At 65.2% G+C, this 15,927-nt stretch carries 15 protein-coding genes; 9 read left to right on the top strand and 6 right to left on the bottom strand.

Annotation, left to right across the window (positions count from 1 at the left end):
* Window positions 1-52: 52 nt before the first annotated feature.
* Together IR187_RS14730 and IR187_RS14725 are read right to left on the bottom strand one after the other, a co-directional pair.
* Entirely contained in the window at window positions 53-2,785 is a 2,733-nt protein-coding gene (locus IR187_RS14730; RefSeq protein WP_194955339.1) for an ATP-dependent DNA helicase, read from the bottom strand.
* 83 nt (window positions 2,786-2,868) lie between these two features.
* Window positions 2,869-3,237, bottom strand: a complete 369-nt coding sequence (locus tag IR187_RS14725) for a PilZ domain-containing protein (protein WP_194955338.1) — start codon at window positions 3,235-3,237, stop codon at window positions 2,869-2,871.
* Window positions 3,238-3,381: 144 nt separating this feature from the next.
* Here IR187_RS14725 and IR187_RS14720 point away from each other — a divergent pair, with 144 nt between their 5' ends.
* From IR187_RS14720 to IR187_RS14695, 6 genes are all read left to right on the top strand, one after another.
* Window positions 3,382-4,365 (top strand): NAD(P)-dependent alcohol dehydrogenase, encoded by a 984-nt coding sequence (locus IR187_RS14720; RefSeq protein ID WP_194955337.1) that lies wholly within the window; start codon window positions 3,382-3,384, stop codon window positions 4,363-4,365.
* 71 nt (window positions 4,366-4,436) lie between these two features.
* Window positions 4,437-4,847, top strand: coding sequence for a helix-turn-helix domain-containing protein (locus IR187_RS14715; RefSeq protein WP_194955336.1), 411 nt, complete (start codon window positions 4,437-4,439; stop codon window positions 4,845-4,847).
* 97 nt (window positions 4,848-4,944) lie between these two features.
* Window positions 4,945-5,481 carry a DUF4199 domain-containing protein gene (locus IR187_RS14710; protein WP_194955335.1) on the top strand — a complete coding sequence of 179 codons (537 nt, stop codon included), beginning with the start codon at window positions 4,945-4,947 and terminating at the stop codon, window positions 5,479-5,481.
* A gap of 70 nt (window positions 5,482-5,551) precedes the next feature.
* Complete coding sequence (locus IR187_RS14705; RefSeq protein ID WP_194955334.1) at window positions 5,552-7,144, top strand: lysine--tRNA ligase; 1,593 nt, start codon at window positions 5,552-5,554, stop codon at window positions 7,142-7,144.
* Window positions 7,145-7,154: 10 nt separating this feature from the next.
* Entirely contained in the window at window positions 7,155-7,640 is a 486-nt protein-coding gene (locus IR187_RS14700; RefSeq protein WP_194955333.1) for a DUF3291 domain-containing protein, read from the top strand.
* Window positions 7,637-8,119: an asparaginase domain-containing protein gene (locus tag IR187_RS14695; RefSeq protein WP_324187703.1), complete on the top strand. Its 483-nt coding sequence runs from the start codon at window positions 7,637-7,639 to the stop codon at window positions 8,117-8,119. The genes IR187_RS14700 and IR187_RS14695 overlap by 4 nt, the downstream gene beginning before the upstream one ends.
* Here IR187_RS14695 and IR187_RS14690 read toward each other — a convergent pair whose 3' ends face one another.
* A complete protein-coding gene (locus IR187_RS14690; protein WP_194955331.1) occupies window positions 8,120-9,151 on the bottom strand; it encodes a fatty acid desaturase family protein in 1,032 nt (343 codons plus the stop codon). It abuts the gene before it with no gap.
* A gap of 88 nt (window positions 9,152-9,239) precedes the next feature.
* Between IR187_RS14690 and IR187_RS14685 the strand changes: the two genes are divergently transcribed.
* Window positions 9,240-11,924, top strand: a complete 2,685-nt coding sequence (locus IR187_RS14685; protein WP_228765970.1) for an EAL domain-containing protein — start codon at window positions 9,240-9,242, stop codon at window positions 11,922-11,924.
* Window positions 11,925-12,006: 82 nt separating this feature from the next.
* On the opposite strand, the gene IR187_RS14680 is transcribed toward IR187_RS14685, so the two are convergent.
* From IR187_RS14680 to IR187_RS14670, 3 genes are all read right to left on the bottom strand, one after another.
* Entirely contained in the window at window positions 12,007-12,870 is an 864-nt protein-coding gene (locus tag IR187_RS14680; RefSeq protein WP_228765969.1) for an RcnB family protein, read from the bottom strand.
* Window positions 12,871-13,003: 133 nt separating this feature from the next.
* Window positions 13,004-13,549, bottom strand: coding sequence for a (2Fe-2S)-binding protein (locus tag IR187_RS14675; protein ID WP_194955330.1), 546 nt, complete (start codon window positions 13,547-13,549; stop codon window positions 13,004-13,006).
* A 148-nt stretch (window positions 13,550-13,697) separates the two neighbouring features.
* Window positions 13,698-14,462 (bottom strand): class II aldolase/adducin family protein, encoded by a 765-nt coding sequence (locus IR187_RS14670; protein ID WP_194955329.1) that lies wholly within the window; start codon window positions 14,460-14,462, stop codon window positions 13,698-13,700.
* A gap of 276 nt (window positions 14,463-14,738) precedes the next feature.
* Here IR187_RS14670 and rpsU point away from each other — a divergent pair, with 276 nt between their 5' ends.
* Both rpsU and IR187_RS14660 read left to right on the top strand, forming a co-directional pair.
* Entirely contained in the window at window positions 14,739-14,945 is a 207-nt protein-coding gene (rpsU, locus tag IR187_RS14665) for a 30S ribosomal protein S21 (RefSeq protein ID WP_037510267.1), read from the top strand.
* Between the two features lie 371 nt (window positions 14,946-15,316).
* Window positions 15,317-15,847: an FKBP-type peptidyl-prolyl cis-trans isomerase gene (locus IR187_RS14660; RefSeq protein ID WP_194955328.1), complete on the top strand. Its 531-nt coding sequence runs from the start codon at window positions 15,317-15,319 to the stop codon at window positions 15,845-15,847.
* The last annotated feature ends 80 nt before the right edge of the window (window positions 15,848-15,927 follow it).

Raw genomic sequence — 15,927 nt, 5'->3', positions numbered from 1 at the left:
CCCCCGCGCCTTCGCGCTTATGCCGTCGTTCGAGCCGCCTTGTGCCGCAAACTTATGACGGTGAAAAGGCTGGAAAGGCGGTTTTTCGCCTTTCCACATTCGCCGCCGCGACATGATTGACCGCTTCGTCGAGCGGCAGGCGGCGGATCGGGGTGCCTTCGGGAAAGGCGCTGAGCAAGCGGGACGGGAAGCTGGGCGAGAGCATCACGAACTGGCCAAAATCGTCGGCGCGGCGGATCAGGCGCCCGAACGCCTGCCCGATGCGGCCGCGGATAACCATGTCGTCATAGGCGCTGCCGCCCTGCGCCGCGCGCCGCGCCGCATGCAAAATGGTCGGGCGCGGCCACGGCACGCCCTCCATGATCACCTGCCGCAGCGATTCGCCCGGCACGTCGACCCCGTCGCGCAGCGCATCGGTGCCGAGCAGCGAGGCGTGCGGGTCGGCGCGGAAGATGTCGACGAGCGTCCCGGTGTCGAGCGGATCGACATGCTGGGCATAGAGCGGGAGGCCCGCGCGCGCGAGGCGGTCGGCGATGCGGGCGTGGACGATACGCAGCCGCCGGATCGCGCTGAACAGCCCCAGCGCGCCGCCACCCGACGCCTCGATCAACCGGCTGTACGCCCCGGCAAGTGCGGGCAGGTCGCCCCGCGCGATGTCGGTGACGATCAGCACCTCCGACTGGCGGGCATAGTCGAACGGGCTGGGCACCGCGAAATGCTGGACCCCGCCGTCCATATGGCGCGCGCCGGTGCGGATGTCGGCCTCGGTCCAGCCGCTCGCGCCATGCCCGCTGCGTAGCGTTGCCGAAGTGACGAGCACACCCTGCGCCGGACGATAGACGATGTCGGCAATCGGCCGTGCGGGGTCGAGCCAGTGGCGGTGCAGCCCGGTGTCGAACTCGCGCCCGTCGTAACGGTCGATCGCTAGCCAATCGACAAAATCGGGATTGGCCGGCCCGCCGACGCGCCCGAGCAGCGACAGCCAGCCGCCGAGCGTGTCGACGCGGGTGCCGAGGCTGTGCCGCGCGCCATCGACGCGCGCCCGCGCCTGCCCGTCGAGCCAGTCGGGCGGATCGTCGACCAGCGCATCGAGCCGCTTGCCGAGCGCCAGCAACGGGCGCAGCAGCGCCTCGACCGCGTCGCTCGCCGCGGCGGCGGCAGCGACCAGCGCCGCGTCGGGATCGGCCAGCTCGGTTTCGAGGCCATAGCCCGCGTCGGCGGTGCGGGTATCGACCGCGCGCGCATACACTTGGCCGCGCACCGCGGCGAGCAGCCGCTCGATCGCGCCCCACGGATCATTCTCGGACAGGCGCCCGAGCCAGCCGTCGCCGGGGAGTTCGGCGGCGGCGGCAATCGCCGCCTGAATCGCGCGCTCGCCCGCCTCGTCATAGCTCGCGACATCGGCGAGCCGCGCTGCCAGCCCGCGCCGCCGCCCGCGCGACTTGCCCTCTGGCCCCAGCACCCAGCGGCGGATTTCGACCGCTTCCTGTCCGGTGAGCGCCGCGGCGAACATCGAATCGGCGGCATCCCACAGATGATGACCCTCGTCGAAGATCAGCCGCGTTGCGGGCGCGCCGCCGTCTCGCGGGCGTGCCGCCTGCACCATCGTCAGCGCATGGTTGGCGATGACGATGTCGGCCTGCGTCGCGGCGCGCGCCGAGCGTTCGATGAAGCATTTGCGAAAATGCGGGCAGCCGGCATAGATGCACTCGCCGCGCCGGTCGGTCAGCGCGGTGGTGCCGTTGCGGCGGAAAAGCGCGGGGAGCCAGCCGGGCAGGTCGCCGCCGACCATATCGCCGTCGCGGGTATAGGCGGCCCAGCGCGCGACAAGCTGCGCCAGGATCGCGGCGCGGCCCGAAAAGCCGCCCTGCAAGGCGTCCTCCAGATTGAGCAGACAGAGGTAATTTTCGCGGCCCTTGCGCACGACAACCTTTTCGCGGTGGGTCGCGGCGTCGGGATACAGCCGCTCGGTCTCGCGCGACAACTGGCGTTGCAGCGCCTTGGTGAAGGTCGAGATGCAGACGCTGCCCGCCGACTGATCGATCCATTGCTTGGCGGGCGCGAGGTAACCGAGCGTCTTGCCGATCCCCGTTCCCGCCTCGGCGACCAGCATCTGCGGCGCGTCCTTGCGCTCGCGCGGTTCGAAGATCGCCGCAGTGGCGCGTGCATAATCCTGTTGCCCCGGGCGGCGTTCGGCGCCGTCGCCGGTCAGCCGGTCGAGCCGCGCGGTGACGTCATCGGCATTGATGCGCACCTGCCGCGGCGCGGCGCGCGGCGGTACCTCTTCCCATTCGGGCAGACGCGCGAACAGCCAGCGTTCATTCGCGTCGGGGGTGGTCAGCCGCAGCTGGACCAGCGGCGCCCACGGCCAGCGCTGGCGGGCGAGCGCCTGAGACCCGTGCCAGGCGCCTTCGCGTTCGGGCCAGGCTGGATCGTCGATTGCGGCGAGCATGGCCGCAGCCGCCTGCGGGAGAAAGGCGGCAATGTCGTCCTCCCTTTTTGGCGGCGCGAGGCCGATCGCCGCCGCAATCCCCGCCGGGGTCGGTACGGTAAAATGCGCAGGATAAAGGAAAGCGAAGAGTTCGAGCAGATCGAGCCCCGACAGCTCGGGATAGCCCAGCCGGTCGCCGGTCAGCGTCGCGTTGAGCAGCAGGTGCGGCGTCGCGGCGACCGCTGCGATTGCCTCGCCGCGCCCCACGCGCTGGACGCGGCCGTCAGCGTCGGCAATCCAGATACCGACGTGACTCGCGTGGATCGCGGGGAGAGCAAGGGGATCGGGCGCCACCGCGCGAGCCTAGGGACAAAAGGCGAACGCGGCAAGCCGCGCCGGACTATCCGGACAGCTACGACCGGCCTGCTTGGCTTGGTTCAGCTCAACCCGCGGCGTCCGAACACCGGCGCGCGGTTGCTCAGGAAAATCTGGGCGGGGTCGATCGTCATCGCATTCCGGGCGCGTTTCAAGGCGTTATAGAGCGGACCATGGGTGAGTTCATAAGGGAACCGCACCCCCATCCGGTCGACTTCGGACCACATAACGACGGCGTAGGTCACGTCGCCCGCATAGTGGATCTCGCAGCGCGAGCGGGCGGGCATGCTGGCGCCTTCGATCCGCGCGCCGCCTTCGGACAGGTCGGTGATCTGCCCTTCGACAAAATTGAGCACGCCGTTGACCGTCACTTCGAGCGTGACGGGGGTGCGGGTCTGGCGGCGCGGCATCGGGATGCGGGGGGTATCCATAAGGCGATGCTAGGCCAGATATGGTAAATAATCCGGTAACGATAAGACGCGATACAAAGATGCCCCGGTACATGGCGGCGGGTGGTGCGGTGGGCCGGAACGGGCACAACGGCGGCGTTCCCGCACCAAGGTCAGGATTTGTCGATGAAAGCCGTTATCTGTCCACGCTATGGTGGTCCCGACGTGCTGGCGTTTCGCGAAGTCCCGATCCCCGAACCGAAGGCGGGCGAGGTGCGGATCAAGGTCATGGCGACATCGGTGACGTCGGCCGACAGCCGGATTCGCGCCGCGCGTTTCCCCGCCGGCATGGGCCTGCTCGCGCGCCCGTTTCTGGGCTTTCGGGGGCCGCGCCAGCCGATTTTGGGAACCGAGCTGGCAGGGATCGTCGATACCGTCGGCGCGGGGGTCGCCCGTTACCGCCCGGGCGATGCAGTGATGGCGTTTCCGGGCGGCAAGATGGGCTGCCATGCCGAATATCGCTGTGTCGCCGAAGCCGGGCCGATCGCGCCGAAGCCGGACGGGCTGAGCTTTGCCGCGGCGGCGACCTTGTCGTTCGGCGGAAGCACCGCGCTCCACTTCCTTGACGCCGCAGCGGTGGCGACCGGCGCGCGGGTGCTGGTGGTCGGCGCATCGGGGGCGGTGGGGTCGGCGCTGGTTCAACTGGCGCGCCATCGCGGCGCGCATGTCACCGCGGTGTGCAGCGCGCGCAACGCCGATCTGGTCCGTGATCTGGGGGCGGCGGCGGTGATCGACTATCACGCCAGCGATTTTCGCGGTGAGGCAGGGGCTTATGACGTCATATTCGAAACGGTCGGCAATATGGTGACGCGCGAGGCGCTGCCGTTGCTGCGCCCCGGCGGCCGGTTTGTCGCGATCGCCGCCGGACTCCCCGACATGCTCGCGACGATCGGGGGACCGGGGCGCGAAGGGCGAAGGGTGATCGCCGGTCCGGCGACCGAAAAGCCCGAACATGTGCAGCAACTGGCCGACCTTGCCGTATCCGGGGCGCTGCGTCCGGTGGTCGATAAGAGCTATGCGTTCGCGGACATTGCGGCGGCGCATGCCTATGTCGATACGGGCCGCAAACGCGGTTCGGTGGCGGTGCTGCTCGACCCGGCGGCGGGGTGAGGGCGGGGGTCAATTCCAGACCGTGCCGCGACCATATTGCCAGTGCCCGCCGATCATGATCTAACCCCGCTATGGTCCGCTCGATCATCCTTTATGGCACCGGGCTGGCGGGCGCCGCATTTCTGCTCGAGTGGCTGAACTACAAATATGTCGTGCATCGCTGGTCGACCGAATTCTATATCGTCGCCGTCGCGGTGCTATGCGTGGCGCTCGGCATCTGGGCGGGTCACCGGCTGACCGCGCGGCCGCGTCAGGCGTTTGCCCGCAACGATGCGGCGATTGCGGCGCTGGGGCTCAGCGCGCGCGAATGCGAGGTTCTGGAAATGCTGGCGGCGGGCCACGCCAACAAGGTGATCGCGCGCCAGCTCGATATTTCGCCCAACACGGTCAAGACGCATGTCGCGCGGATATATGAAAAGCTGGCGGTCGCCAGCCGCACGCAAGCGGTGCAAAGGGCGCGGACACTCGACATCCTGCCGTAATTTCGGGCGATAACTGCCATATCACCCGTTTGGGCGATAGATTTCGTCCGTTGTTCCTGCCCAGTTCGCTCGGCAAGCCATCTTAGGGAGAAGAGAAATGGGCAGGATTATTGCAGTTTACGGCGCCATCGCGGGCATCGTCGTCGCGATCGGGATGTTCGTCAACATCAATTTTGTCGCCAGCCACGGCGCGATGGGGATGGTCGCCGGCTATCTGTCGATGCTGGTGGCGCTGATCTTCGTGTTTATCGGCGTCAAACGCTATCGCGACATCCATCTGGGCGGGGTGATCCGCTTCTGGAAAGCGGTCGGGGTCGGGCTTGGAATCGGGCTCGTCGCGTCGCTGTTCTACGTGTTCAGCTGGGAAGTTTATATGTGGCGTACCGGCGGTACCTTCATGGCGGAATATATCGCCAGAACCGTCGAGGACATGCGCGCGGCAGGCAAGTCGGCCGCCGAAGTCGCCAAATTTTCGGCCGATATGGGGGCTATGGCCGAACAGTATAAAAATCCGCTGTTTCGCATGGCGTTGACGCTGACCGAGATCTTGCCGGTCGCGCTGCTCGTGGCGTTTGTGTCGGCAGCGTTGCTGCGCCGGAGCAGTTTCATGCCCGCAACCCAGCCGCGCGGTTAGGATCGATGGGAAGCGGGCCCGCCCATCCGGTCCGCTTCCCATCCTCGCCGCTTGCCGCTATGGGCGCGGCATGACTGACCTGCACCTTCAACCTTCGCTGCGCGAGTGCGCGCTCACGTCCAAGGCCTGGCCGTTCGAGGAAGCCCGCAAGCTGGTCAAACGTTACCCCGAGGGCAAGCCCGGCGGCGCGCCGGTGTTGTTCGAAACCGGCTATGGCCCGTCGGGGCTGCCGCATTTCGGGACGTTCAACGAAGTACTCCGGACGACGATGGTGCGCCATGCTTATGAAGCGCTGAGTGGCGGCGCGCCGACGCGGCTGGTCGCCTTTTCGGACGATATGGACGGGATGCGCAAGATTCCGGACAATGTTCCGAACCATGACATGCTGGTGCCGTTCATGGGCAAGCCGCTCAGCCAAGTTCCCGACCCGTTCGGCACGCACGAAAGTTTTGCGCACCATAACAATGCGATGCTGCGCGACTTTCTGGATCGCTATGGTTTCGAATATGAATTTGTCAGTTCAACCGAACGCTATCGATCGGGAGCGTTCGACGACGCGCTGAAGATTGTGCTGCGCAATTATCAGGCGATCATGGATATCATGCTGCCGACGCTGCGCAAGGAACGCGCCGCAACTTATTCGCCGGTGCTGCCGATCAGCGAAAAGTCGGGCGTCGTGCTGCAGGTGCCGATCGAAGTCGTCGATGCCGAGGCGGGGCTGATCCGCTTCGACGACGAAGGCGAGACCGTCACCCGTTCGATCCTCGGCGGCGCGGCAAAGCTGCAATGGAAGGTCGACTGGGCGATGCGCTGGGTCGCGCTCGGCGTCGATTATGAAATGTCGGGCAAGGATCTGACCGACAGCGTCACCCAGTCGAGCAAGATCGCGCGCGCGCTCGGTGGGCGACCGCCCGAAGTCCTAATCTACGAAATGTTCCTCGACGAAAAGGGGGAGAAGATTTCGAAGACCAAGGGCAACGGCCTCGCGCTTGAGGACTGGCTGACCTATGGCCCGCGCGAAAGCGTCGCCTTTTACGCTTATCGTGAGCCGAAGCGCGCCAAGCAACTGCATCTGGGCATCATTCCGGGCACGGTAGATGAATATTACAAGTTCCGCAGCCAATGGCACGAACAGCCGCTCGACAAGCAGCTCGGTAATCCGGTGCATCATATCCATAACGGCGCGGTACCCGCCGACACGCCGCCGGTGACGTTTGGGCTGTTGCTTAATCTGGTCGGCGTCCTCGGGGTCGGCGCCAGCAAGGAGCAGGTGTGGAATTACCTCGGCAATTATGTCGCGGACGCGGCGGTCACGCGCGATCCCGAACTCGGCGCGCTGATCGACCATGCGCTGGCTTATAACCGCGACGTGGCCTCGGCTTCGCTCGTCCGCCGCAAGCCCGAGGGCGGCGAGGTGGCGGCGCTGCGCGAACTCGACGCCGCGCTCGCGGCGCTCCCCGCCGACACGCCGGCCGACGAGATCCAGAACATCGTGTACGAGATCGGCAAGAACGAAGCCCATGGCTTTGAAAGCCTGCGCGACTGGTTCAAGGCGCTCTACGAAACGCTGCTCGGATCAAGCGCCGGGCCGCGGATGGGCAGCTTTATCGCGCTGTTCGGGATCGACAATACGCGGCGGCTGATCGCGGAAGCGCTGGCATAGGGAGGTCGAAATGGCGGCTTATGAACTGGCGCAGATCAACATAGCGCGCTTTCGCCTGCCGCCCGAGCATGTCGCCAATCGCGATTTCATGGAAGCGCTCGACGCGGTGAACGCGATTGCCGAAGCGAGCGACGGCTTTGTCTGGCGGCTGACGGGCGAGGGCAATAACGCCACCGACGTGTCCGTCACCGACGATCCGCACCTTGTCGCAAACATGTCGGTGTGGCGCGACCTCGATGCGCTTGCCGCCTTTGTCTATCGCCAGCCCGACCATCTGGCGATCATGAAGCGGCGCAAGGAGTGGTTCGATCACATCGGCGTGTATCAGGTGCTCTGGTGGGTGCCCGAGGGGCATCGCCCCACCGTTGCCGAGGGCATGGCGCGGATCGCGACGCTCGAAGCAAAGGGGCCGACGACGGAGGCCTTTACGTTCAAGCAGCCGTTCGCCGCGCCCGACGGCACGCCGGCGACGCCTATCCAGGATGAATGCGCGTGATCGACATCTTCACGACCGGCGGAACGATCGACAAGGTCTATTTCGACGCGCTGAGCGAGTTTCAGATCGGTCCCGCGGCGATCCCCGACCTGCTGCGCGAGAATAATGTCCACGTCCCGCACCGCGTGACGCCGTTGATGCGCAAGGACAGCCTTGAGCTGGACGATGCCGACCGCGAGACGATCCGCGCCGCGGTGGCGGCGAGCGATGCCGAGCGCATCCTGGTGACGCACGGCACCGACACGATGGTCGTCACCGGACGCGTGCTCGCGGGGATCGCGGGCAAGACGATCGTGCTGACCGGCGCGATGCAGCCCGCGTCGGTGCGCGCGAGCGATGCCGAGTTCAACGTCGGTTTTGCGCTGGCGGCGGTGCAGACGCTGCCGCCCGGCGTCTATGTCGCGATGAACGGGATGATCTTTGACCCCGAACGGACGGTGAAGGACCGCGCGGGCGCACGTTTCGTCGAGGAAGGCTGATCAGCCCGTCGCCGTGACTTGCCGCAGCACCGCGGCGTAGCCCGGCGCGATGGTCATCGCCTCAAGCTTGCCGGCGCGGCCGAGCGCCGCGTGAACCTGCGGCAGGCGATAACAGGGCACGCCCATGAACAGATGATGTTCGGCGTGATAATTCACCCAATATGGCGCAACCGTCGCACGCGCGAGCCAGCCCGCGTGGGTGGTACGGGCATGGGTGAAGGGATCGTCGCTGCCGGTGGTCGTGCAGGCATGTTCGGCAATGTTACGGACGCGCAGATAAAGCTGGAAGGTTGTCGCCAGCGCCCCGAGCCACAGCAGATAGGGCGTCCAGCCGTAAAGGGCGAGCGAGGCGCCCAACAGCACCGCCTGTACCACCAGAAAACGCCCAACCGCGCGGGTCACCGCCATCGCCCCCGCAACGTCGATCGTCGGTGACGTCATGCCGTCGTCCGATTGCTTGTTGAACGGTGTTCCGGCCCTGGTGCTCGCCCCGGCCTTTTGTGTCGCCTCGCCGCGCAGCATCGCTTTCAGCCCGACCAGCGCAAAGCCGAACTGGGCCAAGCGCTGATTGAAAAAGGTCTGCCCGGTCAGGTCGCGCAGCATCTTGCGGCGCAGGCTGGCGCGCGTTGTCGGAAAAGGTTTCGACAGCGCCAGATCGGGATCCTCGGGCTGCTGGGTGAATTTGTGGTGCTGGAGATGATAGGTGCGGTACGCGATCAGGTCCGATCCGACCGCGGCACCCGTCAGCCATTGGCCGAGGAAATTATTCACTTTCCGGTTGGGATGGAGCGCGCCGTGCGCGGCGTCGTGCATCAGGATCGCCAGCCCGAGCTGCCGCCCGCCGACAAAGACCACCGCGAGCAGCCACGCCACCGGATTTTGCAACCAGGCGGCCACGCCGATGAGGCCGATAGCGACAATCCACGCATGGGCAACGAGCCAGATCCCCCGCCAGCGCGATGGCGCGGTGATCGCGGCCCATTCGCTACGGTCGAAAAAACGGTCGGGCGGAAAGAGGCGGACGGCGGGCATGGGGTGACTATAACGAGTTGCGATGCGAAACGGAATAGCGTCCATAATGGCACAGGAACGGGGTTAACGGGTCCGTCAATGTAAGGATTTGGCAACCCTTGTCCGGCCAGTGCAGCCTGCGGACAAGGCGAGCAGGACAGACGGAACATTGGAGGTTCGGCAGAGTATCATCCGGCCGGCGGCCGACGACCAGATGCAGGACGAATCGCTGTTCGATTCGCCCGAATTCGTGACGCGCCTGTTACGCGTCGCGCAGCTTTGGCATTATGTGCTTATCGGCCGGGTACTGGTCTTTTTCACCCTTGCTTTCCTGCCGGGCATGCCCGGTTTCCTCGATCTGCCAGCACAATGGCTGGTGATGGCCGCCGGGCTGGTTTGTGACATCGTGCTGACGGTCGTCGGCCAGTCGATGCGGCGGCCCCGCGTGTCCAGCGAACGGCTGCGGCGGCTGGCAATGGCGACGATGTTGCTGATCGCGCTGGGTTCGTTGCTGAGCGCGGCGGCGATGTTCGCGGCGAGCGCGGTGACGAACGGCGGCCATTATTTCGACGCCTTTACTGCGATCCAGATCGGGTCGCTGTTGGTCGCGGCGTCAGCGGCGGCGATCGTCCGGCCTGCCTTTTTCACCTTTGCGGGCGCGACCGCGCTGGGCGGCGCGATCGGCATCGCATCCTGGTCCTTCGCGATCGCCGGTCTGGTTTTCTTGGGCCTGCTGATTGTGATGATGCGCGAGGACATCCGCCACCAGCGCCGCGCGACGCGGACGCGGCGGCAGGCGGTCAGCGACCAGCAGCGCGCGCTCAATCTGATGCGCGATTTCGAACGTGCTGGGCGCGGCTGGTTCTGGGAAACCGATCGCCACGGCCAGCTGGTTTATATCTCGCCGACCGTCGCGGCGCGGCTCGGCTGCGATGCGTCCGACCTGCTGGGCAGACCGTTCACCGACATCATCCGCAAACGTATCGGCAATGACGAGAATGAAGAGCGCACGCTGGGCTTCAGCCTGTCGTCGCGCACGCCGTTCAAGGAGCTGACTGTGCAGGCGGCGGTCGCGGGCGAAGAACGCTGGTGGTCGATCTCGGGGCATCCGATCAGCAATGAACTCGGCAATTTTCAAGGATTTCGCGGCAGCGGCACCGACCTCACCGACAAGAAACGCTCGGAACGCGAGATCAACCAGCTGGCGCGTTATGACACGCTGACCGGACTTGCGAACCGGCCGCATATCACCGACCTGCTCGAACGCGCGCTCAAAAGCCATATCGGACAGCCGCAGCCGTGCGCACTGCTGTTGATGGACCTCGACCGCTTCAAGGCGGTCAACGATACGCTGGGCCATCCGGTCGGCGACCAGCTGCTGCAGCAAGTCGCCGGGCGGCTGACCCAGATTGTCGGCGACAAGGGGCAGGTCGGACGGCTCGGCGGCGACGAATTCCAGATCGTCGTGCCGCAGATGAGCCAGCCCGAGAAGCTGGCGGCGATCGCCAATGCGATCATCCTCAGCCTGGCCAAACCGTTTGCGATCGAGGGCGAGCAGGTGCGGATCGGGTCGTCGATCGGCATCGCCGTCTCGGAAGGGCAGGGGGTGTCCGCGTCGGCGCTGGTGCGCAACGCCGACCTGGCGCTCTATGCCGCCAAGGATGCGGGGCGCGGCGTCTATCGCTTCTATGCCGATGCGATGCACAATCAGGCGAGCGAACGCAAGGCGATCGAGGACGCGCTGCGCGACGCGCTGGCGAAGGACGAACTGCGGCTGCTCTACCAGCCGATCGTCGATGTCGGCAGCGAGCGGATCACCGGGTTCGAGGCACTGATCCGCTGGCACCGCGCGGGCGAAGGAACGATCAGCCCGTCAAAATTCATCCCGATTGCCGAGGAATCGAACCTGATCGTACCGATCGGCGAATGGATCATCCGTACCGCCTGCGCCAGCATCGCGTTGCTGGGACCGGGATATCGCGTCGCGGTCAATGTTTCGCCGCGCCAGTTCGCCAACGAAAAATTGCCCGCGACGATCCTGAGCGCGGTGTCGGCGGCGGGCATTCGCCCCGAACAGCTCGAGCTGGAAATTACCGAGGGCGTGTTCCTCGACGAAAGCCCCGAAAATCTGGCGATGTTCCAGAAATTGAAGCGCACCGGGGTACGGCTGGCGCTCGACGATTTCGGGACCGGCTATTCGGCGCTCGGCTATCTGAAAAAGGCGCCGTTCGACAAGATCAAGATCGACCAGAGCTTTGTGCTGGGGGCCGCCGATCCCAGCAGCATGAACGGCGCCATCATCTCGTCGATCGTCGGGCTGGCGACGGCGCTGAACATGGAAACGACGGCTGAGGGCGTCGAGACGCACGATGATCTGGCGCTGATCCGCGGGCTGGGGTGCAGCCATGTTCAGGGCTATATCTACGGCCGTCCGATGGAACTGGCCGAGGTGCTGGCGTTGCTGCGCGAGGGCGGCGGCCGGGTCGAGGCGCGCGGGTACAAGAGCGCGCGCGAGCCGCGGGTCACCACTTTTCGCACTATCCACGTCGCGAGCGGCGGGTATCAATATGAGGCGATCGTGCGCAACATGTCGCCGCGCGGCGCGCTGGTCGAAGGACTGTGGAACGTGCCGCCCGGAACCCGGCTGACGCTCGAGTTCGGCGGCGACCAGCGCTTCGATGCCGAAGCACGCTGGTCACAGGGCAATCGCGTCGGGGTCAAATTTGCCGTGGCGGTCGACATTGACGCGCTGCTGGGGCCGAAGCCCGTTACGGCCGTACGTCGCGCCGCCTGAGCTGTCCCCAAGGACTAAGCGCCTAAAAAGAGGGGCCGGATGAACCGGCCCCGTCAGTTTGTCTTCGGGTAATCGAAAGGACTTACCAGAAGAAATCGTAGATCACGTCGACGACGCGGCCATTGTAGATGTCGACGAGCAAGGCATCGTCGTAATAGCGGACCCAGCGATAGTTGCCGTATGCCGGCGGCAGACGGTAGTGCCAGGGATCGCTGATCCAGTAACGCTGGCCATAAAAGAGCGAGCCGAGCGTGAAGCCGATGCTGAAGCGCGTATAATTATAGCCGCGGTACGGGTTATAATAGCGCGGCATCCGGTAATAATGCCGGTTGCGTTCGCGATAGTTGCGCCAGTCGTACCGGCGATCGCTGCGCCATTCGCGGTTCCAGTTGTTGTTGCGATTGTCGCGATAGCGGCGATCGACGTTGCCGTCGCGGTTGCGATCATAGCGCGGGTCGACGCGGCCGTTGCGGTTGCCGTCATAACGGTCGCGATCCGACCGCCGGTCGGTCTGGCCGTTTCGGTTGCCGTCCCACCCCCGGTCGGTACGACCGTCGTTGTTGCGGTCATATCCCCCGCGCTGGCGCTGCTGGTCCTGTGCCTGGCGCTGTTGATCGCCGCGCTGCTGCCATTGCTGACGCTGGGCGTCGCGCTGCTGGTCATTGCTGCGCTGTTGCCATTGGCGCTGGCCCTGCTGGCCATTGTCGCTGCGTTGTTGACGCATTTCGCCGCGCGGTTGGCGCTCGGGTGGTGTTTGCTGCGTTTGCTGACGCTGCATGCGCGCTTCGCTGCCGCCGCGGCGCACTTCGGGGCCGCGCGGACCACGGTCGCCGCGATCGCCGCGCTGGGCCATCTGGACGCGCTCGCCCGATGCCTGGGCGGCAGCGGGGGCAATGGGGGTCAGGATCGTTGCTGCGATCAGCACACCCCCGAACATCTTTTTCATCTCGCCATTCTCCAACTCGTGTCCCGATTGCTGGAGACGCCAGCCGGGATGATGAATCACCTGTTACCGGGGGCAAGATGATCGATGGCTGAACCGCGCTGTTGCCTGCGGTTCACCTACATGAACGGGGCGGTCAATTGCCGGGCGAAGGTCGCAGCGCCGGAACCGCCCGCGCGGCGTCTTCGGGGCGGATCCCGGGTGGCGGCGCGGCCGCGATCCGCTCCTCGCCGCGCATCACGCGCCCGGCGCGGCGGATCGCGGTACGGATGCGGGGATAGGTGCCGCAGCGGCAGATGTTGGTGATCGCGGCATCGATCTCCGCGTCGCTCGGGTTGCTGTTTGAACGCAGCAGCGCCGCGGCGGCCATGATCATCCCCGATTGACAGAAGCCGCACTGCGGCACCTGCTCGGCAACCCAGGCTTGCTGCACCGGATGGCTGCGGTCGCGCGACAGATTTTCGATCGTGGTGACGAACCGCCCCTCGCATTCGGCGATCGTTACCAGGCAGCTGCGGATCGCCTCGCCGTCGATGTCGACGGTGCAGGCGCCGCATTCGCCGGTGCCGCAGCCATATTTGGTGCCGGTCAGGTTCGACGCGTCGCGCAGCGCCCACAGCAGCGGCGTTTCGGGATCCATCCGATATTCGACCGGGCGGTCGTTGACCGAAAATTTTGTCATTGCGCGATCAATAGCCGCTTGTTCGGGTAAAGGCTGTCATATTCTTCAAAGCATCGTCATTGCGAGCGAAGCGAAGCAATCCAGGGGCGGCCTGACACCACTCTGGATTGCCGCGTCGCTTCGCTCCTCGCAATGACGGAGCAGGGCGTCAATCACGCCAGCTGGGATCGATCCGGTCGACCTTGCGTACCATCGCATCGAATTCGGCCTTGCCCGACTGGCCGGGGATGGCGGCCATATACAGGTCGCGCTGGTGGACCTTGATGACGTCTTCGTCGACCAGGACCGGTTTGCCCATGCTCATCGTCGCGAGCTGGATCTCGCACGCGCGCTGCAGCGCCCAATATTTGATGAAGGCGTCGGTCAGCGACTTGCCCATGACCACCGGGCCGTGATTGCGCAGCATCAGGATGCGCTTATCGCCCAGGTTCTTGACCAGCCGCTCGCCTTCTTCCTCGCGCACCGTAACACCTTCGAAATCATGATAGGCGAGCTGGCCCATGAAGTTGCAGGCATAGAAATTGGTCGGCTGCAAGCCGCCCTCCAGCCCGCATACTGCCATCGTCGCGGTCGTGTGCGTGTGGATGATCGCATGCGCGTCGGGCAGGACGCGGTGAAACAGGCTGTGCTGGACAAATCCCGCCTTGTTGACGTGCCAGGGGTTGTCGGCGTCGACCTTGTTGCCGTCGATGTCGATCTTGATCAGGTTCGACGCGCACACCTCGCTGAAATGCAGGCCATAAGGGTTGATCAGGAAGGCGCCGTCCTCGTCGGGAACCTTCACCGTGATATGGTTGAAGATCATCTCGTCCCAGCCCATCATCGCGAAGATCCGGTAACAGGCGGCCAGTTCCTGCCGCGCCGTCCATTCGGCTTCGCTATATTTGCTGTTGCGCTTGAGCTGGGTTGCCATAATCCTGTCCCTCGGCTGATTGGTTTCGTCCTGCTACCTATGCCATAAGCCGAGGGGGCGGCACAATCCCGCAAGCGGACCGGGCGGTTCGTCAACGGGGCAGCGGCCTTTTACCGCGCAGGGGCTTGCATTTCGCCGCGAATCTCTCTAGTTGGCCCGACATCGGAACGTCGCGTCATCGCGGCGCTCTTTTTATTGCCCGAATATCGGCGGTTTATGGCGAACCGGTTTGCCCGGTGCCGAAATCGTTTTGACGAACAGGAGACGACACGGCGTATGCAAATCATCGTTCGCGACAATAATGTCGACCAGGCCCTTCGCGCGCTCAAGAAGAAGCTGCAGCGTGAGGGCGTGTATCGCGAAATGAAGCTGCGCCGTCATTACGAGAAGCCCAGCGAAAAGCGTGCCCGCGAGCACGCCGCCGCCGTCCGCCGCGCCCGCAAGATGGAGCGCAAGCGGATGGAGCGTGACGGGATCAAGTAAGACCCGACTTTCGTTGCAGAATCCTGATCGTGAAACAGGCGCTGCGGGCAACCGCGGCGCCTTTTTCGTTGGGCGGGCATGGCTGAAAGCGGCGGGTTGCAGCCAAAAGATCCTCCCCATCGACTTGCGATGGGGAGGTGGCAGCCCGCAGGGCTGACGGAGGGGCCGCGACGTTGCCACCCCTCCACCACCGCCTGCGGCGGCGGTCCCCCTCCCCATCGCAAGTCGATGGGGAGGATTCTGAAACGTCCGCGCGCCACCCCCAAAGCCGACACCGACGCAATATTGCCTCTGGACCGTCCGGCGCCGCGCGGCCTATAGGCCTCGCCAGCATTTTCGCCCCGGTCGGGGCAACGGAAGGATCATCCAGGATGAGCGTGACAACGGTTCCATTGCGCCCGGTGAGCAAAAAAGGCCTCTGGCTGATCTGGATCGGCGTCATCGCGCTGATCGGCGCGGCGGCGGCCTTTGCCTGGCATGTCACGCCGCGGATCGGGTTCGAGGTCGTTAAGGAAGGGACGGGTGAAAGCCCGACCAAGGCCGACGTCGTGCTGGTCAAATATGAAGGCAAGCTCGACGATGGCACCGTCTTCGACGCCAATGAACAGGCGCCGATGCAGGTCGCCGGCGTCGTTCCGGGATTTGCCGAAGCGCTGACCCGGATGAAGAAGGGCGGCGAGTACAAGATCACCATTCCGCCGCAGCTTGGTTATGGCGACCGCGCCACGGGGCCGATCCCGGCGAACAGCACATTGCACTTCACGGTCACCCTGCTCGACTATCGTTCGGAAGCCGAAGTGCGTGCGATGCAGCAGCAGATGCAGCAAATGCAGCAGATGCAACAACAGCAGATGATGCAGGGCGGCGAGGGCGCGCCGCCGCCGGGTACACCGCAACCCTGAACCCACGACATCGTCATCCCGGCGAAGGCCGGGATCTCGCCGGAGCGTTATTTCAATAGGGCGAGATCCCGGATCGGAAG

The organism is Sphingopyxis solisilvae (assembly GCF_015475875.1).
GTDB classification, from domain to species: domain Bacteria; phylum Pseudomonadota; class Alphaproteobacteria; order Sphingomonadales; family Sphingomonadaceae; genus Sphingopyxis; species Sphingopyxis solisilvae.
This window is presented reverse-complemented; position numbering and strand designations above follow the sequence as displayed.

What these genes read in the sequence shown, in the direction of transcription:
- IR187_RS14715 (WP_194955336.1), top strand. Translation starts at nt 4,437, where the DNA reads ATGGTCCGCTCGATCATCCTTTATGGCACCGGGCTGGCGGGCGCCGCA.
- rpsU (WP_037510267.1), top strand. Translation starts at nt 14,739, where the DNA reads ATGCAAATCATCGTTCGCGACAATAATGTCGACCAGGCCCTTCGCGCG.
- IR187_RS14690 (WP_194955331.1), bottom strand. Translation starts at nt 9,151, where the DNA reads ATGCCCGCCGTCCGCCTCTTTCCGCCCGACCGTTTTTTCGACCGTAGC.
- IR187_RS14660 (WP_194955328.1), top strand. Translation starts at nt 15,317, where the DNA reads ATGAGCGTGACAACGGTTCCATTGCGCCCGGTGAGCAAAAAAGGCCTC.
- IR187_RS14675 (WP_194955330.1), bottom strand. Translation starts at nt 13,549, where the DNA reads ATGACAAAATTTTCGGTCAACGACCGCCCGGTCGAATATCGGATGGAT.
- IR187_RS14720 (WP_194955337.1), top strand. Translation starts at nt 3,382, where the DNA reads ATGAAAGCCGTTATCTGTCCACGCTATGGTGGTCCCGACGTGCTGGCG.
- IR187_RS14710 (WP_194955335.1), top strand. Translation starts at nt 4,945, where the DNA reads ATGGGCAGGATTATTGCAGTTTACGGCGCCATCGCGGGCATCGTCGTC.
- IR187_RS14700 (WP_194955333.1), top strand. Translation starts at nt 7,155, where the DNA reads ATGGCGGCTTATGAACTGGCGCAGATCAACATAGCGCGCTTTCGCCTG.
- IR187_RS14705 (WP_194955334.1), top strand. Translation starts at nt 5,552, where the DNA reads ATGACTGACCTGCACCTTCAACCTTCGCTGCGCGAGTGCGCGCTCACG.
- IR187_RS14670 (WP_194955329.1), bottom strand. Translation starts at nt 14,462, where the DNA reads ATGGCAACCCAGCTCAAGCGCAACAGCAAATATAGCGAAGCCGAATGG.
- IR187_RS14680 (WP_228765969.1), bottom strand. Translation starts at nt 12,870, where the DNA reads ATGAAAAAGATGTTCGGGGGTGTGCTGATCGCAGCAACGATCCTGACC.
- IR187_RS14725 (WP_194955338.1), bottom strand. Translation starts at nt 3,237, where the DNA reads ATGGATACCCCCCGCATCCCGATGCCGCGCCGCCAGACCCGCACCCCC.